The organism is Hydrogenophaga intermedia (assembly GCF_023715105.1).
Classification (GTDB): Bacteria; Pseudomonadota; Gammaproteobacteria; order Burkholderiales; family Burkholderiaceae_C; genus Hydrogenophaga; species Hydrogenophaga intermedia_A.
The window spans coordinates 74,853-96,910 of sequence record NZ_JAMBNO010000004.1; the positions used below are offsets into that span (position 1 = coordinate 74,853).

The 22,058-nt window shown below is 69.3% G+C and carries 21 protein-coding genes; 14 read left to right on the forward strand and 7 right to left on the reverse strand.

Annotation, left to right across the window (positions count from 1 at the left end):
* Positions 1 to 10: 10 nt before the first annotated feature.
* The 3 genes from M3149_RS05105 (at position 11) to M3149_RS05115 (ending at position 2,836) form a co-directional block, all read left to right on the forward strand.
* Positions 11 to 1,444: a DUF1501 domain-containing protein gene (locus M3149_RS05105; RefSeq protein WP_251708249.1), complete on the forward strand. Its 1,434-nt coding sequence runs from the start codon at positions 11 to 13 to the stop codon at positions 1,442 to 1,444.
* Between the two features lie 67 nt (positions 1,445 to 1,511).
* A complete protein-coding gene (locus tag M3149_RS05110; RefSeq protein ID WP_251708250.1) occupies positions 1,512 to 2,225 on the forward strand; it encodes a glutathione S-transferase family protein in 714 nt (237 codons plus the stop codon).
* Positions 2,222 to 2,836, forward strand: coding sequence for a glutathione S-transferase family protein (locus M3149_RS05115; protein WP_251708251.1), 615 nt, complete (start codon positions 2,222 to 2,224; stop codon positions 2,834 to 2,836). Before M3149_RS05110 ends, M3149_RS05115 begins: the two co-directional genes overlap by 4 nt.
* A 23-nt stretch (positions 2,837 to 2,859) precedes the next feature.
* On the opposite strand, the gene M3149_RS05120 is transcribed toward M3149_RS05115, so the two are convergent.
* Positions 2,860 to 4,404 carry a CYTH and CHAD domain-containing protein gene (locus M3149_RS05120; protein WP_251708252.1) on the reverse strand — a complete coding sequence of 515 codons (1,545 nt, stop codon included), beginning with the start codon at positions 4,402 to 4,404 and terminating at the stop codon, positions 2,860 to 2,862.
* A gap of 131 nt (positions 4,405 to 4,535) precedes the next feature.
* Here M3149_RS05120 and M3149_RS05125 point away from each other — a divergent pair, with 131 nt between their 5' ends.
* The 3 genes from M3149_RS05125 to M3149_RS05135 are packed head-to-tail and all read left to right on the forward strand — an operon-like array spanning position 4,536 to position 7,129.
* Positions 4,536 to 5,717 (forward strand): DUF4382 domain-containing protein, encoded by a 1,182-nt coding sequence (locus M3149_RS05125; RefSeq protein WP_251708253.1) that lies wholly within the window; start codon positions 4,536 to 4,538, stop codon positions 5,715 to 5,717.
* Positions 5,718 to 5,733: 16 nt separating this feature from the next.
* Positions 5,734 to 6,285 (forward strand): DUF1236 domain-containing protein, encoded by a 552-nt coding sequence (locus M3149_RS05130; RefSeq protein WP_251708254.1) that lies wholly within the window; start codon positions 5,734 to 5,736, stop codon positions 6,283 to 6,285.
* 7 nt (positions 6,286 to 6,292) lie between these two features.
* Positions 6,293 to 7,129, forward strand: a complete 837-nt coding sequence (locus M3149_RS05135; RefSeq protein ID WP_251708255.1) for a MipA/OmpV family protein — start codon at positions 6,293 to 6,295, stop codon at positions 7,127 to 7,129.
* Between the two features lies 1 nt (position 7,130).
* Here the strand turns inward: M3149_RS05135 and uvrA are convergent, their stop codons facing one another.
* On the reverse strand, positions 7,131 to 10,097 hold the full coding sequence (gene uvrA, locus M3149_RS05140) for an excinuclease ABC subunit UvrA (protein WP_251708378.1): 2,967 nt from the start codon (positions 10,095 to 10,097) through the stop codon (positions 7,131 to 7,133).
* Positions 10,098 to 10,374: 277 nt separating this feature from the next.
* Here uvrA and M3149_RS05145 point away from each other — a divergent pair, with 277 nt between their 5' ends.
* Positions 10,375 to 11,553 carry an MFS transporter gene (locus M3149_RS05145; protein WP_251708379.1) on the forward strand — a complete coding sequence of 393 codons (1,179 nt, stop codon included), beginning with the start codon at positions 10,375 to 10,377 and terminating at the stop codon, positions 11,551 to 11,553.
* Here M3149_RS05145 and M3149_RS05150 read toward each other — a convergent pair.
* Complete coding sequence (locus M3149_RS05150; RefSeq protein ID WP_251708256.1) at positions 11,539 to 12,888, reverse strand: chloride channel protein; 1,350 nt, start codon at positions 12,886 to 12,888, stop codon at positions 11,539 to 11,541. The two genes, M3149_RS05145 and M3149_RS05150, sit on opposite strands and share 15 nt — an antisense overlap.
* Before the next feature lie 114 nt (positions 12,889 to 13,002).
* Here M3149_RS05150 and ssb point away from each other — a divergent pair, with 114 nt between their 5' ends.
* The 3 genes from ssb (at position 13,003) to M3149_RS05165 (ending at position 14,873) form a co-directional block, all read left to right on the forward strand.
* Positions 13,003 to 13,512 carry a single-stranded DNA-binding protein gene (ssb, locus tag M3149_RS05155; protein ID WP_251708257.1) on the forward strand — a complete coding sequence of 170 codons (510 nt, stop codon included), beginning with the start codon at positions 13,003 to 13,005 and terminating at the stop codon, positions 13,510 to 13,512.
* Between the two features lie 308 nt (positions 13,513 to 13,820).
* A complete protein-coding gene (locus tag M3149_RS05160) occupies positions 13,821 to 14,150 on the forward strand; it encodes a hypothetical protein (protein WP_251708258.1) in 330 nt (109 codons plus the stop codon).
* A gap of 69 nt (positions 14,151 to 14,219) precedes the next feature.
* Positions 14,220 to 14,873, forward strand: coding sequence for a ProQ/FinO family protein (locus M3149_RS05165; RefSeq protein ID WP_251708259.1), 654 nt, complete (start codon positions 14,220 to 14,222; stop codon positions 14,871 to 14,873).
* A 25-nt stretch (positions 14,874 to 14,898) separates the two neighbouring features.
* Here the strand turns inward: M3149_RS05165 and M3149_RS05170 are convergent, their stop codons facing one another.
* From M3149_RS05170 to M3149_RS05180, 3 genes are read right to left on the reverse strand one after another with little or no spacing between them, the layout of a single operon-like run.
* A complete protein-coding gene (locus M3149_RS05170) occupies positions 14,899 to 16,191 on the reverse strand; it encodes an FIST signal transduction protein (protein WP_251708260.1) in 1,293 nt (430 codons plus the stop codon).
* 4 nt (positions 16,192 to 16,195) lie between these two features.
* Positions 16,196 to 17,050, reverse strand: coding sequence for a PhaM family polyhydroxyalkanoate granule multifunctional regulatory protein (locus M3149_RS05175; protein WP_251708261.1), 855 nt, complete (start codon positions 17,048 to 17,050; stop codon positions 16,196 to 16,198).
* Positions 17,051 to 17,075: 25 nt separating this feature from the next.
* Complete coding sequence (locus M3149_RS05180) at positions 17,076 to 17,921, reverse strand: enoyl-CoA hydratase/isomerase family protein (RefSeq protein ID WP_251708262.1); 846 nt, start codon at positions 17,919 to 17,921, stop codon at positions 17,076 to 17,078.
* 109 nt (positions 17,922 to 18,030) lie between these two features.
* On the opposite strand from M3149_RS05180, the gene M3149_RS05185 reads away from it, so the two are divergent.
* Positions 18,031 to 18,384: a TraR/DksA family transcriptional regulator gene (locus tag M3149_RS05185; protein ID WP_251708263.1), complete on the forward strand. Its 354-nt coding sequence runs from the start codon at positions 18,031 to 18,033 to the stop codon at positions 18,382 to 18,384.
* Between the two features lie 6 nt (positions 18,385 to 18,390).
* On the opposite strand, the gene M3149_RS05190 is transcribed toward M3149_RS05185, so the two are convergent.
* Positions 18,391 to 19,404 carry a fumarylacetoacetate hydrolase family protein gene (locus M3149_RS05190; RefSeq protein ID WP_251708264.1) on the reverse strand — a complete coding sequence of 338 codons (1,014 nt, stop codon included), beginning with the start codon at positions 19,402 to 19,404 and terminating at the stop codon, positions 18,391 to 18,393.
* A gap of 95 nt (positions 19,405 to 19,499) precedes the next feature.
* Here M3149_RS05190 and M3149_RS05195 point away from each other — a divergent pair, with 95 nt between their 5' ends.
* The 3 genes from M3149_RS05195 (at position 19,500) to M3149_RS05205 (ending at position 21,968) form a co-directional block, all read left to right on the forward strand.
* On the forward strand, positions 19,500 to 20,387 hold the full coding sequence (locus M3149_RS05195; protein WP_251708265.1) for an IclR family transcriptional regulator: 888 nt from the start codon (positions 19,500 to 19,502) through the stop codon (positions 20,385 to 20,387).
* A complete protein-coding gene (locus M3149_RS05200; RefSeq protein WP_251708266.1) occupies positions 20,384 to 21,526 on the forward strand; it encodes a DUF3108 domain-containing protein in 1,143 nt (380 codons plus the stop codon). The genes M3149_RS05195 and M3149_RS05200 overlap by 4 nt, the downstream gene beginning before the upstream one ends.
* A gap of 157 nt (positions 21,527 to 21,683) precedes the next feature.
* Complete coding sequence (locus M3149_RS05205; RefSeq protein ID WP_251708267.1) at positions 21,684 to 21,968, forward strand: BTH_I0359 family protein; 285 nt, start codon at positions 21,684 to 21,686, stop codon at positions 21,966 to 21,968.
* The last annotated feature ends 90 nt before the right edge of the window (positions 21,969 to 22,058 follow it).

The following is a 22,058-nucleotide window of genomic DNA, read 5'->3' on the forward strand; positions in this document are numbered from 1 at the left end:
GGGACGAAACATGTATCTGATCGACCCCGCGAAACACACGCGCCGCGCCTTCCTGCGACGCGCCGGCCAGCTCGCCTTCACCGGGGCGGCCCTGCCCACCGCTCTCAACCTTGCCGCCATCGGCGAGGCTGCGGCTTTCGATGCCACCGACTACAAGGCGCTGGTGTGCGTGTTCCTGTTCGGCGGCAACGACTACGCCAACACCGTCATCAATTACGACAGCACCAGCCACGGCCAGTACGCCGCCATCCGCGGCGGCATCGCCATCGCGCGCAACGACCTCGCGGCCACCGTGCTCAACCCGTCGGTGGCCCTGCCCGATGGCAAGCAGTACGCGCTGCACCCGTCCATGACCGGACTGGCCGGCCTGTTCAATGGGGGGGCGGCGGCGGTGCAACTCAACGTGGGGCCGCTGGTGGTGCCACTCACGCGCCAGCAGTACAACCTCAACAGCAGCAACTTCCCGCGCCCGCCCAAGCTGTTCTCCCACAACGACCAGCAGTCGGTCTGGATGACATCGGCCGCCGAGGGCACCACCACCGGCTGGGGCGGGCACATCGGGGATCTGGCCCGCTCCTCCAACACCAACAACGTGCTCACCTGCATTTCGGTGGCCGGCAACACGGTGTTCCTCTCGGGCGACCAGGCATTGAGCTACCAGGTCAGCAGCAACGGCGCGGTGCGCATCAACAGCCTCAACAACAACGTGTACGGTTCGGCCGCGGTGCGCGCGGCGATGCTGCAACTCGCGCTGCAGACCCGCTCGCACAGCCTGGAGAACGAATACAACCTGGTGACCGCGCGGGCCTACAGCACCGAAGGCGCGCTCACCAACGCACTCACGCAGTTTCCTGCCACCAACGCACCATTCAACGCCTTCCCCGCCAACAATGGGCTGGCCAACCAGTTGCGTCTGGTGGCGCGCCTGATCGCGGCGCGCAACGTGCTGGGCTCCAAGCGCCAGGTGTTCTTCGTGTCCATGGGCGGCTACGACCTGCACGACAACCTCATCAACGGCCAGGCCAACCTGATGAACCAGTTGAGCAGCGCGCTCACTGCGTTCTACGACGCCACGGTGCAACTCGGTGTGGCCAACCAGGTGACCGCGTTCACCGCGTCCGACTTCGGCCGCACGCTCACCTCCAACGGCGACGGCTCCGACCACGGCTGGGGTTCGCACCACTTGATGGTGGGTGGCGCGGTGCGCGGCGGGCGTTTCTACGGCAAGGCACCCCCGGTGAGCGTGACCAACAGCACCACCGACGCCTTCGACCAGTGGCACGTGGGCCAGGGCCGCCTGCTGCCCAGCACCTCAGTCGACCAGTACGCGGCCACGCTGGCGCGCTGGTTCGGTGTCTCGGCCGGCGAGCTCGGGCAGATCCTGCCGTACATCAACAACTTCGGCGGCACCGACTACCCGGTGGACCTGGGCTTCATGGCCTGAGCGCCGGCGGTACCAGGCCGCCGCGCACGCGACACGGCCGATCGCGCGGGCGCACTAGCATGCGCCCATGATCGATCTCTACACCGCCGCCACGCCCAACGGACACAAGGTCTCGATCGCGCTCGAGGAACTGGGCCTGCCCTACACGCTGCAGGTGCTTGACCTCACCGCGGGCGAGCAGAAGCGCCCGGAATTTCTCGCCATCAACCCCAACGGCCGCATTCCCGCCATCGTGGACCGCGAGGCCGACGACTTCGCGGTGTTCGAATCGGGTGCCTGCCTGATCTACCTGGCCGAAAAGACCGGCCGACTGATGCCCACCGACGCAAAGGGCCGCTCGCGCGTGCTGCAGTGGCTGATGTTCCAGATGGGCGGCATCGGCCCGATGATGGGGCAGGCGAACGTGTTCTTTCGCTACTTCCCCGAAAAGATCCCGGCCGCCATCGAGCGATACCAGGGCGAGACCAAGCGCCTGTTCCGCGTGCTCGACGGCCACTTGAAGGACCACGAGTACCTCGCGGGCGACTATTCGATCGCCGACATCGCCAACTGGGCCTGGGTACGTACGCACCGATGGTCGGGCGTGGACATCGACGACCTGCCGCACCTCAAGCGTTGGCGCGATGCGATCCGCGCGCGGCCCGCGGCGCAACGCGGCATCGAAGCCCCGCCGTCGAAGATCGACCTCACGCGCGACGGCGATGCCGCCGCCCAGCGCTTCGCGGTGGACGCGCGCAAGCTGATGGAAACCGGCCAGAGCCTGAAAGGCGATACCCGATGAAGCTCTATGTGTCCGAGCGTGCGCCCAACCCGCGCCGCGTGCAGATGTTCATTGCCGAGAAGGCCATCACCGGCATCGAGGAGGTGCTGGTGGACATCAACGCCCACGAGCACCACCGGCACCCGGCGCTCTCACGCGGCCCGATGGCGCGCATTCCCGTGCTCGAACTCGACGACGGGCGCATCCTGGGCGAATCGCGCGCCATCTGTACATGGCTCGAAGGACGCTACCCCGAACCGAACCTGATGGGACGCGACGGCGACGAGCGCGCCTTCATCGAGATGATCGACCGCCAGGTGGAGTGGTGCCTGACGCTGCCGCTGGCGCAGGCGATCCGCCACCAGCACCCGGGCCTGGCGGTGCTGGAACAACCGCAATTCCCCGACTTCGGCGCTTCCCAGCAGGTCAAGGCGATGGAATCGATGCGCTGGCTGGAAGCCCGGTTGCAGACCCAGCCCTGGGTGGCGGGCGAGCGCTTCACCATCGCAGACATCACCGCGTTCTGTACCGTGGAGTTTGCGCGGCTGCTCAAGCTCAAGCCTGCCGAGGCCGGCCTGCCGGCCGTGCAGGCCTGGCGCGACCGCGTCGCCGCCCGCGGCACCGCACGTTGAACAAGGGCTGAGCGCGCGCTGTCTCAGCGCCAGGGCGTGGGTGCCCGCGCCAGCGCCGTCTCCATCGCCGGCAGGGCCAGCAATCCCGCATCGAGCTGCGCCTGCAGACCATGCTGCCACTGCGCCACCAACGCGGGAGCCACCGTGGGCGGCACCTGCGAGAGCAAGGTCTGCGCGGTGCTAAGGTCGTTGAGCTCGCCGAGCAGCGTCTGCGCCTCGGCCAGCGTGGCGGTGCTGCGTGCCACGCGTTTGGGCGGCAGCAGACTGGAGAGGAACTCCTGCGTGTAGCGCAGCTTCTTGAGCACCAGCCGCAACTCGTGTCGCCCGTCGGGGCCCAGGCGGCGCGCCTCGCGCGCCTGATCGCGCAGCCGCGCATGGCCTTCGCGCAATTGCGCGTGCGCCCACGCCGTCAGGTCATCCACGCCACGCCGCGCGGGCAGTGCCAGCAGCGAGCGCGTGAAGGCCAGCAGCACCAGTGCATGCGAGGGCGCTGCCAGCCGTGCCACGGCATGTTGATTGGCCCGCAAACGCTGCCCATGCACCCAGTCGCGCAGCGCGCGTGCCTCGGGCCGTGCATCGCTCTCGGGCAGCAGACTGGGCAGGGTTTCGGTGGCGAACACGTCCCAGTTGCGTGCCTCGCCCAGGCCACTGGCCAGCGCCCTCCACTCGGCCGACCAGTGTGACACCCACGCGGCATCGAATTGGGCGCGGAACAGGCGCAGACCGGTGCGCAGGCGACGCAGGGCCACGCGCGCCTGATGCACAAACTCGGGGTCGGGCAGGTGCCGCGCGTCGATCGGCACGCGCAGCAGTCCTTCGGTGTTGGCCTGCAGGTGCGCCAGTGCCGCCAGGCACGCCGTCTGGCAGGCCTCGCGCACGCCCATGCCGGGGGTGAGATCGACCGCGGCGGCCTTCAGCGGCGCCGGCCGTTCACCGCGAAACAGCGCATAGCCGCGCTCGGCCTTGCTGCGCTGGGCCGGCCACAGGCGCAGCGCACGCTCGGTGCGGCCTTGCGGGCCGAGCACCAGCGTGTGTGCGAGGTCGAGCAACGCGTCCAGCGGCCCGTCAAGCAGTTCGAGTTCGACCTCCAGAATGCGCTCGCGGCGCACGCGCGGCGCCGCGCCCGAGCGCAGTTCGCCCTCGTCCAGCGCCACCTCGATGCGCGCGCCAGCGTGCGCGAGCACCCAGGTGCGGCGTGCGAAATCGGTGTGGAACACAGGTACCAGTTGCGGGGCCCAGGCGTCCAGCCGCTGCGCGAGCGCGGCGTCGTCCACGAAGGGGGCGAAGCGCAGTGCGCCCCGCGGCCGCGGAGCTTCCCACTCACCGCGTCGCGACAGCCCCCCCACGGAGGTTCCGGCGGTCTTGACCGTGAGCAGCACGCGGGTGCCGACGCGGCGCTCGCGCACAGCCATGCGCGCGTTGCGCAGGTCAAGCGCGGGCGTGTCGAAATAGGTGTTGAGCAAGCGCGCCGGCTCGGCGCCCCCCCCGCCTTGCAGCAGCGGGTGGGCCAGCAGACGCGGCAAGTCCTGCGGGTGCAGGGCGAGCTTGATTTCGGTTTCCAGGGCCATGGCGACGCGCAACGGTGCAAGAGTTTCAGCAGCGGTCACCATACCGTACATCTGGTAACGAGGGTTCGTTTGCCGTGACCAACAATTGCCGCTCTCGCCCACCGGCGAGGCGTTGGGAAAGGACACAAACCATGTACAGACTGATCAACACAGGCAAGGCCTTGCTGCTGACCGCACTGCTGGGCGTGCTGGCGGCCTGCGGCGGGGGCGGCGGCAGCGCCGGCGAGGGCACCTTGCGCGTGGCCCTCACCGACAACCCGGCCTGCGGCTACAGCGAGGTCGTGGTCACGGTGCGCGAGGTGCGCGTGCACCAGAACGACGCCCCGGACGATGACGCGGGCTGGCAGTCGATCCCCGTCGATCCGCCGCTCACCATCAATCTGCTCGACTACACCAACGGTGCGCTGCTCGACCTGGGCCAGACGCAAGTGCCCGCCGGCAACTACACCAAGCTGCGCCTGGTGCTCTCACCGAACACGGGTGCCCAGGCCGATCGCAACTGGATCGTGCTGTCGGGTTCAAGCACGAGGGTGCCGCTGAAGACACCCAGCGGCCAGCAATCCGGCCTGAAGATCAACACCAACCTGGACGTGCAGACCGGCGGCCTGACCGACGTCGTGATCGACTTCGACGCCTGCAAGTCGGTGGTGATGGCCGGCAACTCGGGGCAGTACCTGCTCAAACCCGTGCTGCGCACGCTGCCGCGGGTGGAAACCGGCGTCGTGGGCGAGGTCTCGGTGGCCGCGGCAGCCGCCGGTGCCTCGGTGTCGCTGCAGCAGAACGGCGACGTGCGCCGCGCCACGGTGGCCGATGCCAATGGCAACTTCAAGCTGCAACCGGTGGAGCCGGGAACCTACACCCTGGTGGTGGTGACGCCGGGCATGGCCACCGCCGTGGTGCGCAACGTGCAGGTGTTCAGCGGCCAGCTGGTGCGCGCCGCACCCGCAGGGGAGCGAATCGACCCGCCCGCATCCACCACGGCCAGCTTCGCAGGCGAGGTGACGATCACGCCGGTGCCGAGCGCGATCGAAGCTTCGGTGGCGGTACGGCAGACGATCACGGCGGGCGACATCATCACGCTGGTGGATCGACCGGTCAACGCGACGACGGGCGTGTACGGGTACTCCGGCATCGCGGTGGAAGCGCCGCCCGTGGCGCAACACGCGGCCGGCGCCAGCCTGAGCTTCGCGGCCGACAATGCGGCAGCCGGGCAGTTCAGCGTGCGCGCCACCGCAGGCGGCGTGAGCAAGTCCGTCGGTCCGCTGCCGGTCGCGGCCGGTGCGACACTCGACCAAGATTTCGCCTTCCCGTGAACCACGGAGACACCCCATGAAACGACCCACAATCACCTGCAAGACCTTCGTTCTCGGCGCCGCGCTGGCGCTGGCGGCCAGCCTGCCCGCGCTGGCCGAAAAACCCGCCCATGCCGGCGGCGGCAAACACGACAAGCAGGAACACAAGGCGGAGAAGGGCGGCAAGCACAAAGGTGGCGGCCACGACGAGCCGCACCGCGTGATCTCCTCCGGCGGCGGCGACCGCACCAGCATCTCGGTCAACCTGCAGATCGGTGGCTACTTCAGCGACTCGCAGCGTCGCGCGGTGGTGGAGTACTACGAGCCGCGGTTTCGGGCCGGAAACTGTCCGCCCGGCCTGGCCAAGAAGAACAACGGCTGCATGCCGCCCGGGCAGGCCAAGAAATGGCGCAAAGGCTACCCGTTGCCGCAAGACGTGGTCTATTACCCGGTGCCCGACAGCATCTCGATCCGCCTGGGCCTGCCACCCGAGGGCCACAAGTTCGTGCGCGTGGCCACCGACATCCTGCTCATCGCCGTGGGCACGGGCATGGTGATCGACGCCATCGACGACCTGAGCCGCCTGTGAGCCCCCGGTGAGTCGACGCCCACGCGTCATCGCCGGGGCACTGCTGCTCGCCACCTGCGCCGCTGCAGCGCAGGAATCGAGACCGGATGACGTGCAGCTCGAGGCCAGCCGCGACTATCTGATCGGCCTGTCGGTCGGCTCCTCGCGCGACCCGTTCGGCGATTCCGAGCAAAAGGTGCGGGCCGGCGGCATCTGGGCCTTCCAGCTCGGGCGTTTCCGCTTCGCCACGTCCGGCGCCAGCGCCCTGCTCTACCAGGGCCGCGAGACGGTGGACAGCGGCGTCAGCACGGTGCTGGCACGCGGCGACCGGCTCTCGCTCAACACCTCGCTGTCCATCGACGAAGGCCGCGACTGGGCCGACGAGAAAGACCCGCGCTTCGACGGCCTGCCAAAGATCCGGGCCACGGTTCGCGGGCGCCTCACCGCGGGCTACAAGTTGAGCGAGCGCTGGAGCGGCTCGTTGCGCGCCTCGCAGGACCTGCTGGGCCGCGACGGCGGTCTGCGGCTCGACGCCGGCGTGGTCTATCGCCACCCGGTCAGCTCGCAGACGCACTGGGACCTGTCCTTCGGCGCTGGCTGGGCCAACCGCACCTACCGCCAGACGCACTACGGCATCACGCCCGCGGGCGCGGCCAGCAGCGGGTTGCCGGCCTACGCGCTGGGCGGGGGCTTCGACACGGTCTCGATCGGCTGGCGCATCACCTCGGCACTGAGCGCGCGCTGGGTGGCCTACGCCGGCGTGGGCGCGAGCCAGCTGCAGGGTGCCGTGCGCCGCAGCCCGCTGGCCACCACAGCCACCACCTACGGCGCCACCGCAGGCATCGCCTACCGCAACCGGCGCTGAGTCAGAGCAGCCGCGCCAGATAGCGCCCGGTGTGACTCGCGGGGTTCGCGGCCACCTGCTCGGGCGTGCCCTGGGCCACCACGGTGCCGCCGCCGGCGCCGCCTTCGGGGCCCATGTCGATCACCCAGTCGGCGGTCTTGATGACGTCCAGGTTGTGCTCGATGACGACGATGGTGTTGCCTGCGTCGCGCAATTGGTGCAACACCTTGAGCAACAGCTCGATGTCGGCGAAGTGCAGGCCGGTGGTGGGCTCGTCGAGGATGTAGAGCGTTCGCCCGGTGTCGCGCTTGCTGAGTTCCTGCGCGAGCTTGACGCGCTGGGCCTCGCCACCGGATAGCGTGGTGGCACTCTGGCCGAGCGTGATGTAGCTCAGTCCGACGTCCAGCAAGGTCTGCAGCTTGCGCCGCAGGGTGGGCACGGCACCGAAGAAGGCGTGCGCCTGCTCCACCGTCATGTCCAGGATCTGCGCGATGTTGCGGCCCTTGTAGAGGACTTCCAGCGTCTCGCGGTTGTAGCGCTGGCCATGGCAGACCTCGCAGGGCACGTAGACGTCGGGCAGGAAATGCATCTCGACCTTCACGACGCCGTCGCCCTGGCAGGCCTCGCAGCGGCCACCGGCGACGTTGAACGAGAAGCGCCCCGGGCCGTAGCCGCGCTCGCGCGCGGTGGGTACCTCGGCCATGAGTTCGCGGATGCCGGTGAACAGCCCGGTGTAGGTGGCCGGGTTGCTGCGCGGTGTGCGACCGATCGGCGACTGGTCGACGTTGATGACCTTGTCGAAGCCGTCGATGCCTTCGATGGTGTCGTGCGGGGCGGGCTCGTCGTGCGAGCGATACAGCGTGCGCGCCACGGCGGCGTAGAGCGTGTCGTTGACCAGCGTGGACTTGCCCGACCCCGAAACGCCGGTGACGCAGGTGAACAGACCCACCGGCACGTCCACCGTGACCTGCTTGAGGTTGTTGCCGCGCGCGCCGACGACCCGCAGTGCCGCGCTTGGTGCGCTGGCGGCGGGCGCACTGGCCGTCCCGCGCGCGCTGCCCGGGAAGCGCGGTTTGGCCGGCGCAGCCGGCGCGCCAGGGGCCGCGGGTGGTTGCCAGGGCGTGCGACTGGCCGGCACGGCGATGCGGCGCACGCCGCTCAGGTACTGCCCGGTGAGCGAGTCGGCGCTGGCCAGCACGTCGGCGTAACTGCCCTGTGCCATGACGCGGCCACCGTGCACGCCTGCCCCCGGGCCCATGTCGACGATGTGATCGGCCGCGCGGATCATGTCCTCGTCGTGTTCGACGACGAGCACGGTGTTGCCGAGGTCGCGCAGATGCTGCAGGGTGGCGATCAGCCGGTCGTTGTCGCGCTGGTGCAGGCCGATGCTGGGCTCGTCGAGCACGTACATCACGCCGGTGAGGCCGCTGCCGATCTGGCTCGCCAGGCGGATGCGCTGCGCCTCGCCGCCCGAGAGCGTGTCGGCGCTGCGCTCCAGGCTCAGGTAGTTCAGCCCGACGTCGTTGAGGAATTTGAGGCGCTGGCGAATCTCCTGGATCACGCGCGCGGCGATCTCGCCCTTGGCCCCGGGCATCACGAGCTCGGCGAACCAGGCGTGCGCCTCGCCCAGGGTGACATGCCCGATCTGGTGGATGGCGCGCCGCTGCGCGCCTTCGCCGACAAACACGTGGCGGGCCTCGCGCCGCAGGCGTGCGCCGCCGCAGTCGGGGCAGGGCTGGGTGGCGCGGTAGCGCGCCAGTTCTTCGCGCACGGTGATGCTGTCGGTCTCGCGCCAACGGCGCTCGAAGTTGTGCACCACGCCCTCGAAGGGATGCTTCTTGGTCACGCGCTTGCCGGCGCGTTCGCCACCATCGAGCGCATAGCTGAACTTGATGACCTCGTCCCCCGAGCCGAAGAGCACCACCTGGCGCACCGCTTCGGGCAGATCCTCCCACGGGGTGTCGGGGTTGAAGCCGTGGTGCGCCGCCAGGCTTTCGATCAGCGAGAAGTAGTGGCCGTTGCGCCGGTCCCAGCCCTTGATGGCACCGCTGGCCAGGCTGAGTGAAGGGAAGGCGACGATGCGCGTCGGGTCGAAGAACTCCGTGTGGCCCAGGCCATCGCAAGTGACACAGGCGCCCATGGGCGAGTTGAAGGAGAAGAGCCGCGGCTCGAGCTCGCTCACGGTGTAAGTGCACAACGGGCAGGCAAAGCGCGCCGAGAAAGCGTGTTCGATACCGTTGTCGGTGTCGAGCGCGATGGCGCGCCCGTCCGCCAGGCGCAGCGCGGCCTCGAAGCTCTCGGCCAGCCGCTGCCGCTGTGGGTGGGCGGCATCGTCGTCGCCGGCACCGCGCACCTTGATGCGGTCGATCACGACATCGATGTCGTGCTTGTCGTTCTTGCGCAGCGCGGGCAGGGCATCGGCCTCCAGCACCTGGCCGTCGACACGGAAGCGCACGTAGCCCTGGGCCTGCATGTCGGCGAACAGTTCGGCGAACTCGCCCTTCTTCGCGCGTGCCACCGGCGCCAGGATCATGAGCTTCGTGCCCTCGGGTAGCGCCAGTGTCGCGTCCACCATCTGCGCCACGCTTTGTGCAGCCAGCGGCAGATCGTGGTCGGGGCAATGCGGCGTGCCGGCGCGTGCGTACAGCAGGCGCAGGTAGTCGTGGATCTCGGTCACCGTGCCCACGGTGGAGCGCGGGTTGTGGCTGGTGGCCTTCTGTTCGATGGCGATGGCCGGCGCCAGACCCTCGATCAGGTCGACATCGGGCTTGTCCATCAGTTGCAGGAACTGGCGCGCGTAGGCCGAGAGGCTCTCCACGTAGCGGCGCTGGCCTTCGGCGTAGAGCGTGTCGAACGCCAGACTGGATTTGCCCGAACCCGACAGGCCGGTGATGACCACCAGCTTGTGCTTGGGCAGGTCGAGGTCGATGTTCTTGAGGTTGTGCGTGCGCGCGCCACGCACCGCGAGCACGGCGCTGCGCTGGCGCACCGCGTCACCGAGGTAGCGCGCATCCGGTTCCTGCACAGGCAGCACGTTGGCGGGCAGGTCCGCGCTCAGGTTGTTCCGCAGGTTCTGGTTCAAGGCTGTCGGCACGTGGAAGGCAACCCGCCATGATAATCCCGCGCCCCTTGCGCACCGGTGCCCCCCGGGCCGACCAACGCCTTGGCCGACAATAAGCGGCTACCCCCTCCGAACACGCCCCCGCACCGCCTTGCGCACCGCCTCCCCCGACACCCCCACGGCCCTGGCCGACGCGCCGCAGCGCATGACCGCCGTCGAGCGCCGCACCAGCCTGGCGCTGGCGGCCGTGTACGCCCTGCGCATGCTGGGCCTGTTCATCGTGCTGCCGGTATTCGCCTTGCAGGCGCGGCACTACCCGGGCGGCGACGACCCGGCGCTGGTGGGCCTGGCCATGGGCGCCTACGGCCTCACGCAGGCCTTGCTGCAGGTGCCGCTGGGCATGGCCTCCGACCGGCTGGGCCGCAAACCGGTGATCCTGGCCGGCCTGGCGCTGTTCGTGCTTGGCAGCATGGTGGCGGCCTGGGCACCCAGCATGGCGTGGCTGGCGGTGGGGCGTGCGCTCCAAGGGGCGGGCGCCATCTCAGCCGCCGTCACTGCCCTGCTGGCCGATCTCACGCGCGACGGTGTGCGCACCAAGGCCATGGCGCTGGTGGGCATCAGCATCGCGCTCATGTTCGCGCTCTCGCTGGTGGCAGCGCCGGTGCTGGTGGCCCATGTGGGCCTCTCAGGCCTGTTCGTGCTCACCGCCACGCTCGCGCTGGCGGCCATGGCCGTGGTGGCCTGGGTGGTACCGCCCGAGCCCGGCAGCCACATCGATGCGCCGCGCGCGCGCCTGGGCGAGGTGTTGCGCGACGCCGAGTTGCTGCGCGTGGATGTCGGCGTGTTCGTGCTGCACGCGGCGCAGATCATGACCTGGCTGTCGGTGCCCGCCCTGCTGCTGCAAGCCGGGCTGGACACCGCACAACACTGGCACATCTACCTGCCGGCGGTGGGCGCTTCGCTGCTCATCGTGGGCGGACTGCTGTTCAGGCTGGAACGCCAGGGCCACTTCCGCGCGGTGTACCTGGGCACGATCGCGCTCATCGGCCTCGTGCAGCTGGGATTCCTCACGCAGTTGCAGGCGCCCGGCCTGGCCGCGCTGGGCGTGCTGCTGTGCCTGTATTTCGTGGGCTTCAACACGCAGGAAGCCAGCCAGCCAAGCCTCGTCTCGCGACTGGCCGCGCCGCACCAGCGCGGCACCGCGCTGGGCGTCTACAACACGCTGATGTCCCTCGGCATCTTCGCCGGCGGCGCTGTCGGTGGCGTGGTGGCAAGCGTCTGGGGCGCGTCGGGCATCTTCGTCTTCAGCGCCGCGCTCGTGCTGATCTGGCTGCTGGTGGCGTGGCCCATGAAGTCCGTGGGCGCGACATCAACGCGGGCCTGATCCCTCCACCGTTGGCTCGCGCAACGAGCGCATCATGAACTGCGCCATGGTGCTGTAGAGCGGGCGGCTGATCATGCGCGAGACCAGGCTGGCGAGCAGCGCACAGGCAATCAGGCTGAGCACCATGCCATGACCTTCGGTCATCTCCATGACGATGATCATGGCGGTGATGGGCGCTTGCGTGACGGCCGCCAGCAGGCCGCACATGCCCAGCGCGATGAGCGCGGTGGCGTGTGGCGAATCGAGCAACCACGCGATGTCGGCCGCGACGCCAGCGCCCAGCGACAGACTCGGACCGAAGATGCCTCCAGGCACGCCAGCCCAGGCCGACAGCCACGAGGCGATGAACTTGAGGAAGGTAAACACCAAGGGCTGGTGTTCGCCCAGCTCGCCGCCGTCGAGCAACGCGCGCGTGTGCTCATGCCCAACGCCCACCGCGCTGCCCCCGCTGATGACCGCAATCACCCCCACCGCAAAACCGCAGAACGCTGCGAACGCCACCGGCCGCTTGCGCCGGTAGGCGCAGAAGCGGTCCGGCAAACCGGTGAAAGACGCCAGCATCAGGCGCGAGAGCAGGCCACCGACCAGGCCACAGGTGATCGCCACCAGCAACCCCGGCAACAGCAGCGTCCACCAGGAGATGCCATCGGTGCGCACGCGCCCGAAGGTCGCCAGGTTGCCGAAGGCCGACACCGCCACGAGGCCGGCGATGACGATGCCGGCGAGCATGAGGCCACTGCTGCGCTCGGTCAGGCGCCGTGAGAGTTCCTCGATCGCGAACACGATCCCCCCCAACGGCGTGTTGAAGGCCGCGGCGATGCCGGCCGCGCCGCCCGCAACGAGCAACTCCCGATCGCTGATGCCCGAGCCCGGGGAGAGCCAGCGCCGCGCGTGCAGCATGACACCCGCGGCCACCTGTACCGATGGTCCCTGGCGGCCCACCGACAGCCCGGCCAGCAAGGCACCCGAGACCGCCAGGATCTTGGCAACGGTGACCCGGAGCGAGACAAAGCGCGGCCGCTCGGCAATGGGTGTGGCGGGGTCGAGCGCCACCAGCACCTGCGGCACGCCCGAACCGCCCGCGCCCGGGGCCCAGCGTCGGATGCTCCAGACCACCAGGGCCGTGATGGCCGGCGTCCAGACCAGCGGCACCCACCAAGCCATCGAGCGCAGGCTGCCATAGGCCTCGGTGGCGGCATCGGCGAGCAGGGTGAGGGCCACCACGGCCAAACCCGCGAGCACGGCGTACACCAGCACAACCACGCGGTCCAGCCACTGGCGACCTCCCCCGAATTCGTCGCGCAGGCTCTGGAAGAAATCGGGCTCGCCTTTCATGGACGGGCAGTGTAAGACCGCGCTCGCACAGGTTCGGGCGCCTGGCCAGCTTGCGGCACAATGGCCGACCGGTATTCCCCGCGCACGCGCGCGACTGCTTTCTCAGGACACCCCATGGCATCCGTCAACAAAGTCATCCTCGTCGGCAATTGCGGCCGCGACCCCGAGATCCGCTATCTGCCCTCGGGCCAGGCCGTGGCCAACGTGAGCGTGGCCACCTCCAGCCGCCGCAAGGACAAGAACAGCGGCGAGATGATCGAGGAAACGCAATGGCACCGGGTCACCTTCTTCGACCGACTCGCGGAGATCGCGGGGGAGTACGTCAAGAAGGGCCAGCCGATCTACGTGGAGGGCCGCCTGACCTATCGCAAGTACACCGACAAGGACGGCATCGAGAAGAGCTCCACCGACATCATCGCCACCGAGATGCAGTTGCTGGGCCGGCGTGAGGGCATGGGCGGTGGCGACGAGACAGGCGGGTCGGGGGGCGGTTACGCCCCGCGCGCCAGCGCCCCGCGCGCACCGGCTGCACCGGCTGCACCGGCTACAAGGCAGACAGCCGCCCCGGCGCCAGCCCGCCAGTCCAGTGGCTTCGACGACATGGACGACGACATTCCTTTCTGATTTCGTCCAAAGCGCGTAATCTGGCTCGTCGCCCTGCGGCGATGGGCTTCTTGCGTCTCTCTCGGCCGCTGAATCGCCGAAAGGTCTTACATCTAGACGCCCAGGCCGCACAGGTGCAGATCGAGCCTCGCGCGCTAGACCCTCACTTCCAAAAGCTGGCAACAGGAGTTCATCAAGTTTGCCAGCAGGAAAGGCCTGCAGCTGCATGTGCAGCCCTGATCGGCCTGGGTCAGCGCCGACGCCACCGTGCTGTGCTGCATCCGCTCCAACCTTATCGCCAGCGCCCCGCGCTACGTCGCGGCTCGCTGATGAAGATCCAAGTCTTCGGCATCGGTATCGGCATCGGCGAAGTGTCCGAACTGCTAGAGACCGACTTTGAGGAATTCAACCAGATCGGCCGGACACGCGCGCTGCGGCAACTCCCCCAGTCTTGTGGCCTGGGCCTATTTATGCTCAGGCGTAGCGCACGCCCCATCGCCGCCGTCCATGCCTGCCTCGGGCGTGCCGTGCCCACCTTCATGCTCACCGGCGACACCTCTTCGCAGCGCATCCAGGAGGCCTCCGAGCTCGGCTTCCCCCTCCTGCACAAACCCGTCGACACCAACGCCCTCATCAAGGCATTGGCCACGTACGCATGACCGCCGCCAACGGACCGCCGCTGGCCACGCTGGCATGATCGCGCCTTCGCGTCAGACGCCCCCGCATCCATGAACCAGCCCACCCGGCCCTCCCGCCCCGCTCGCCGCCCTCGTCCCGCAGCCAAGGCCGCCCCGGCTGCCCCCCGCCATCCCTTGCTGGTGCAGTTGGGCGAATGGCACCCCGAACTGTTCGGCGACGAGCCACGACCGCTCAAGCGCGGCATATACGAGGACCTGATGGCAGCTCACGGGGAAGCGTTGTCGGCCGAGGAGCTGAAGGCCGCGCTCGCCCTGCACACCCGCAGCACGCGCTACCTCAACGTGCTGGCCTCGGGCCAGCCCCGACGCGGCCTGGACGGTCAGGCGGTCGAGCCGGTGGCACCCGATCAACGCTTCCACGCGATCGTCGAGGTCCATCGCCGCCGCCAGCAGCGCAGTCCCGAGGACATGAAGCCGCAACTGCAGCAGCGCATCGTCCGGGCCTTCGAGGGCAGTGGTCTGGGCCGCGAGGCCTACGCCGCGCTGGTGCGTGGACGCGACGAGGCCATCAACGCCATCACCGAAGCAGCGCTCGACGAGGCCAGCACACGCATCGCCCGCGAGGCCGCGTTGCTGCGCGCATTCGAGGCCAGCGGCCAGGACCTGGAAGCGTTTGCCAGCGGTTACGGCATGCCGACGGACGAGGCACGCCGCATGCTCGAGCGAGCGCGCCAGCGACGCTGAGCGTGGTGGTCGGCCGGCCGTCCGATCAGGCCGGCCGCGTGAACACCGTGAGCACGCCGGTGTAGCCATAAAGCCGGTGGTGCGCGATCTCGCCACCGGCAAAGAAGCCCACCAGGGGCACGTCACCCAACGCGTGCCGCACGATCTGCAATTCCGCGCTCGGCCCCCCGAAGTGCGGGCCGCCGCGCCCGGCGCAGCTCACATACACCGCGCCCGCGATGGCGCGCGCTGGCCGCGGCGAGGCCTCCACATCGCCTTCGCCAGCGCCCACCAGAACCTCCTCGGGTTCCAGCTCCTCGCGCACCTCGGCGCAAACGCGCGTGAGATCGGCACGCGCAGCCTGCACGTGACGCTCGCAGAACGCCAGCCGCGTGCCCGCGGGTGCAAGATCGGCAATGGCCACGCCGCGGCGCGCGGGATCCAGCCCGATGAGGTGGCGCACGATGACCTCGTGCCCGAAGGCGCCGCGCAGGCGCGCGGTTTCGCTGCCGCGCGCCACCCCGCCGTCGGCCTCGGGCCGTGTCAGGCCCACCAGCGTGCTGCGCAGCCTGGGCATGGCGTGCTCGGGGTGATCGAGCGAGATCTGCAGTTCGCGCAACAAGACATCCAGGGCGGGCTCGCCGTCCAGACGCAGCACGAGGTTGCCCTCGGATTCGGTGATCAGGTGCTGCGGCGCGATCGGCTGCGCGCCCTGCGTGACGCGCGAGACCACGTCCACGCCGCGCGAGAACGCCACACCGCTGAGGCCCCCGTGAAACACGCCACCGGCCGCGCCCTGGCCGCTGAGGTTGCCCGTGCTGCCGAGCGCAAACTGCACCGTGGGTCCGCGGCTGCCCGCCAGGCCGCCGAACAGGTAGCCGCTGCCCGTGCGGTCAGCCATCTCGTGGATCAGCTCGGCCAACTCGGGCGTGTTGCCATCGGCATGCACCAGCGCCGTGTGCGCGCTGAAGCCATCGCTTGCGTCGGCGCGTCCACTCACCGACAGCGGGGCCACGCCACTGAACACACGGTATTGATCGGGGCTCAGGTCGCACAGCATCACCGCCATGGCGGGCTCGTCGAAGTACTCGACGTTGTTGGCCGACACGCCCACGCCCACGGTGCCGGCCCAGTCGGTCACCTCGGGCAGTTCGGCACTGAGGCACTCGAGGATGGCCTCGGCTTCGTGCGCATAGTGGTCGGTGATGTAGAGCAGACCGAGCGAGGGTTGGGCCGCGTGGTCGGGCAGGGCCATCTGGGCGCGCAGCTGCGCCACCACCATGGCAGCGGCCATGCGCCACTGCGGGTGGGTGGCGTGGGCGTGGGGAAAGCGTTTCATGGCCTCAGCGCGCGGCCTTGCGACGGGGCGCGGTTTTCCGGGCTGCCGGTGCGGGCCTGGCCGCGGGCGCCGGCGCCAGTGCGCGCGCGGCTGCACGCCCTGCGCCGGCCGCCGCCCCCACCCCGCGGCCCACGGTACCGGCCGCCTTGCGCGCGGCCTGGCCGGCCAGGCCGGTGGCGGTCTTTACCGCGGCGCCGCTCAGGCCGCTGGCGACCTGGCGTGTGGTGTCCAGGGCGGTCTGTTTCGCAGCGTCCTTCATCGCGTTGGCGGCGATCTGCTGGAACTGCTGCGACAGCGCGCCCCACCACTGCACCGGGTCGACCACGCCGGCCGCGGGCGTCGTTGCCGGCGACGGCGCAGTGGACTTCTTCGCCGCCGTCTTGCGCGCCTTGCGGGCGGGCCGCGGCACCACCTTGGCGGCATCGGGCACCGCGTCGCCGTAAGTGCGCGGCGGGATCTCAAGCCCTGCGAACTTGCCGGCGCGCGCCGGCGCGGCCGCCAGACCGGCCATGGTGTCCGCGGCCTTGATCTTGAGCGCGTTGGCCACGTCGCCCATGCTGAAGTTCATGGTCTTGAGCGTGGACAGCGTCATCTTCTGCACTTCCAGTGCCTGGATGGTGGCGCCCAGCGCCTTCGCGTTCTGGTCGAGCCAGAAGTGCACGGTCTTGAGCTCCTCGATGCGCTTTTCGAGTTCTTCGACGTTGAAGGTCGGCGCGACCCAGTTGCTGAGGTTGGGCAATTGGGGAATGTTCTGGCCGATGCCCTGCGCGATACCGCCGGCGGCCTGTGAGGCCAGGCCCTGCAGGAAATCGAAACCCGGCACGAACTTGCCGAATCCGCTGGCCGACGCATCGCTCATCGCGTTCTCCTCAAGGGCTTCGATATCAGCCGTCGACGCCATATCGCGGCGCGCGGCGCTCACGCAAGGATGCCACACCTTCGCGCACGTCGGGGCCGGCAAAACCCATGAACTCGAGCGCCAGCGAGGTGTCGAAAGCCGGACCGGCCTGACGCAGCCAGTTGTTGAGGGAGTACTTGGTCCAACGGATGGCGCTGGCACTGCCGCTGGCCAACCGGTCGGCCACCTCGTAGGCCTTGGTGAGCAGCTGGTCGTCGTCCACCACGAGCGAGACCAGGCCGATGCGCTCGGCCTCCTCGCCGCTGATGGCGTCGCACAGCATGAGGTAGTACTTGGCCTTGGCCATGCCGCACAGCAGCGGCCACACGATGGCCGCGTGATCGCCCGCGGCCACGCCCAGGCGCGTGTGCCCATCCACAATCTTCGCGCTGCGTGCGGCGATCGAGATGTCGGCCAGCAACCCGGCCACCAGGCCCGCGCCCACCGCGGGCCCGTGCATGGCGCTCACGATCGGCTTGTCGCAGTTGACGACGTTGTAGACCAGGTCGCGCGCTTCCTTCCACACGCGGCTGCGCACCTCGAAATCGGTCGCCATGTCCTGCACCAGTGCCAGATCGCCACCGCCCGAGAAGCCCATGCCGCTGCCGCGCAGCACGGCCGCACGCACGCTGTCGTCGCGCCCCACGTCGCGCCAGATCTCGCTGAGCTCCCAGTGCCCTTCGTGGCCCGCCGTGGGCAGCTTGCCATTGCCGCCCGGGCCATCGGCGCGCATGCGGATGTCCAGCACGCAGGGCGTGCCGTTCACCAGCGGTCCGCGGCGCGTGATCTCCAGGGTCTGGTAGCGGGTGTAGTCGACGGCGGGTGTGCTCATGGCTTGTCTCCTTCGGATACGGTCGTGTCGGGTATGCGGACGATTGTGCTTGACCTGCATCAAGGCGGTCCGCAGCGGGCCGAACCATCATGGAGTCATGGAGCGACCCATGAACAAGACCGTTTCCGACACCTTCGAAACCCAGCTGCGAGCACGGCGCGACGAACTCACGGAGCGGCTGCACCGCCACCGCGGTGGTGCCCGCGGACGTGCAGAAGCGGCGGCGGACAAGCGCGAACAGGCCGGCGAAGCGGGCCTGACGCCCGATGACGCCTTTGACCTCGGTGGCGCACTGGGTGAGCGCGAGGCCGCAGAGTTGCAGGCCATCGAGCGTGCGTTGCAGCGGGTGGCTGACGGCAGCTACGGCTTGTGCCTGCAATGCGGCGCGGCCATACCCGCCGCGCGACTGCATGCCCAGCCCACGGCCGAACGCTGCGTGAGCTGCCAGGCCGCGGCGGAGTGACCGGCTTCAGACTGTCTGAAGCGGTGCGATCTTCTGGTCGATCGCGCCGAAGACGGACTGGCCGTCCTTGCCCTTCATCTCGATGCGGATGGTATCGCCGAACTTCATGAAGGCGGTCGAAGGCTTGCCGTCGAGGATGGTCTCGATCGCGCGCTTCTCGGCGATGCAGCTGTAGCCCTTGGGCCACTCCTTGCGGCCATCGACCTCCACGGCCTTGTTGCTCACCGTGCCGCTGCCCACGATGGAGCCGGCGCGCACGTTGCGCGTCTTGCAGATGTGGGCGATGAGCTGGCCGAAATGGAAGGTCATTTCCGGCCCGGCTTCGCACATGCCCACCTTGCGGCCGTTCCAGGTGCTCTGCAGCGTGAGGTGCACGCGCCCACCCTGCCAGGCATCGCCCAGTTCGTCGGGCGTCACCGCCACCGGGCTGAACGCGGTGGCCGGCTTGCTCTGGAAGAAGCCGAAACCCTTGCCGAGCTCGGCCGGAATCAGGTTGCGCAGCGACACATCGTTGGCGAGCATGATCAGGCGCACACCGTCCAGTGCCTGTTCGGGCGTGGCGGTCATGGGCACATCGCCCGTCACCACCGCGATCTCGGCCTCGAAGTCGATGCCGTAGTCCTCGCTCGGGCACACCACGTCGTCCATCGGGCCGATGAAGTCGTCGCTGCCGCCCTGGTACATCAGCGGGTCTTCATAGAAGCTGTGCGGCACCTCGGAATTGCGCGCCGCGCGCACCAGCTCCACGTGGTTGATGTAGGCCGACCCGTCGGCCCACTGGTAGGCGCGCGGCAGCGGGGCCATGCACATCGCCGGGTCGAACGGGAAGGCGTGGCGCGCCTTGCCCTGGTTCAGCGTCACGTACAGGTCCTGCAGCTGCGGCGCGATGAAATTCCAGTCGTCCAGCGCGCGCTGCAGGGTGTTCGCGATGCCGGTCGCATAATGGGCCATGCTCAGGTCGCGCGAGACCACCACCAGTTGTCCGTCGCGCGAGCCGTCTTTGTAGGTGGCGAGTTTCATGCCGTTCTCCTGCTGCCGATCCAGTGATCGTTCGGGTGAATTGGTGCCCCGCCTGCTTCGGGGTGATAATTACGAATAGTGAAATTCATTCACCTATGCGTAAGCGCGAGATTCTAGACCAAACCCCGGCCGACGACGCGACGGACGACAACGAACCCCAGCGCGCGGGCATCCAGTCCGTCGAGGTCGGCTTCGAGTTGCTGCAGGCCATGTCCGAGGCCGACGGCCCGCTGATGCTGCGCGACCTGGCCGCAGCGGCCGGCATGAGCGCGGCCAAGGCGCACCGCTATCTGGTGAGCTTCCAGCGCCTGGGCCTGGTGATGCAGGACCCGGTGAGCACCCGATACGACCTCGGCCCGGCCGCACTGCGCCTGGGCCTGGCGAGCCTGGCGCGCATCGACGCCGTGAAGCTCGCGCGCGAGCGCGTGGCCGATCTGCTGCAGGAAACCGGCCACACGGTGGCGATTGCCGTCTGGGGCAACCAGGGGCCGACCATGGTGCACTGGGCCGAAGCGCCCCAGGTGATGCCGGTGACGCTGCGCCTGGGCGACGTGATGCCCTTGCTGAGTTCGGCCACCGGCCGCTGCTTCGCTGCCTTCATGGGCCGCGAGGGCCGCGACGCGCAACGCCTGGATGCCATGGTGCGCGAAGAACTGGCGCGCCTGAAGAAGTTGCCGCGCAACGGCGCCTTGCCGCAAGACCTGCCGCAAAGCCAGACCGAGGTGCAAGCCATGCTGGACGAGGTGCGCCAGCGTGGCCTAGCGCGCGTGGTGCACAGCCTGCTGCCCGGCGTGGGTGGCTTCTGCGCTCCGGTGTTCGACGCCCAGGGCCACCTCGCGCTCGGGTTGGTGGTGCTGGGCTGGGTGGCCACGCTGGACACCGACTGGCACGGCACGCCCGCCGCCGCCGTGCTGCGCACCGCACGTCGGTTGAGCGCCGACCTCGGGCACCCGCAGGCGCCTCTGCGGTCGCAGAAAGCGTGACCCTGCGCACCGGCCCCTCCCTTGCCACGCTGGCCCTGCTGGGCGGCGCCGTGCTGGCGTTGCACCTGGGCTTGCTGACCCAACCGACCTTGCTGTCCCGCGAGACGACGCCTTCGACGCACGCCCCCTCGCTGGCGGGCGCGCCAGCCACGCCCACCGTGCAGGTCACGCAAGTGCGCACGGTGTCCCTCGCGCTGCCGGCCGCAACAGCACCGCTCCAACCCACTGTGGCGCCGGGCCGCTTGCAGAGGCCCGTTGCACCGCCGGCAGCAACCCGCGCAGAGGTTGCCACCGAGACCACGCAGCACGCGGCGCCCAGCCCAACAGCCCCGAGCGAGGTGCAAACCCTGCCGCCAGCGGTTGAGCCCGCGGCTGCCGATGACGCGCCGACGCAGCAAGTCCTGGCACAGGCCGCGTCGCCGGCCCCGTCCACGGCGAACGCAGCGCCGGCATCTCCGCCCGTATCCCCGCCCGCTGCCGGGCCGGGCCGCCCACCCGGCGACCTGCCGCCCAGCGATCTTCCTCCCAGCATCACGCTGCCCTACGACGTCGTGGGCGAGGCCGGTGGCCTGAGCTACCGCGCGAGCGGGCAACTCGACTGGCGCCTGGATGCTCAGGGTTACGAAGCACGCATGGAACTGTCGATGCTCTTCCTGGGCAGCCGGGTGCAGACCAGCCGCGGCAGCGTCGGCCCCGAAGGCTTGCGCCCGGAACGCTTCGCCGATCGGCGCCGCAGCGAGCGCGCTGCGCATTTCGACCGCGAGAGCGGACGCATCCGTTTCAGCAACAACGCCGCGCCCGCCGAGTTGATGCCCGGCGCCCAGGACCGGCTGAGCCTGTTCATGCAGCTTGCCGGCCTGCTGCGCGCGCGAACGCACCGCGAGGGAGAGGTCATCACGTTCCAGGTCGCCGGCATCGGCGACGCCGAGCCCTGGCACTTTGAAGTGGGGCCGGTGGAGACGCTGGACCTGCCCTCGGGCCCGCTGCAGGCCCGGCGTCTGGCGCGCACCCCGCGCAAGCCGCACGACAGCACGGTCGAGGTCTGGCTGGCACCCTCGCTGGGCCACCTGCCCGTGCGTCTGCGTGTGGCGCAAGCCAACGGCGACGTCGCCGATCAGCGGCTCGCGCGCCTGCCATGAACAGCCGCCCGGGGGGAACCGCCTGGGGTGCAAATGCCACAACCCTTGAAAAATATCCCTTGGGGCCCAACTGCTTCGTCATCGGCCTGCAGTCGCGGCCGGTTTTGCCGATATAACGGAAACAGGCCCAAACCCCTGCGGAAAGGAACAGCCCTCCATGCACATGCTCTACGACTCGGATGCTTTTGCGGTGGTTCACATCCAGGCCAACGCGCCCGCCGAGGGCGAGGTGGCCGTGGCTGACGGGCCGCAGATCCCGCGCCACGGCTTCGAAATCGTGGACAAGCGCTCGGGCAAGGAGGTCTACCTCGACGGCTCGTGGGCGGAGCTGTTCCAGCAGCAGATCACCGAATGGCAGCGCAACAGCCCTTCGCAAGAAGAGGTGGAAACCACGCTTGAGGGCTACGCCACCCTGGCGCAGAACCCGGTGGTGATGCACTGACGCTTCCCCCTCTGCCCACACCACACAAGCCCGGCCCGCCCGGGCTTTGTTGTTGCGGGGGTCGGTTTTTCCGCCGGCGCCAGCGGGCAT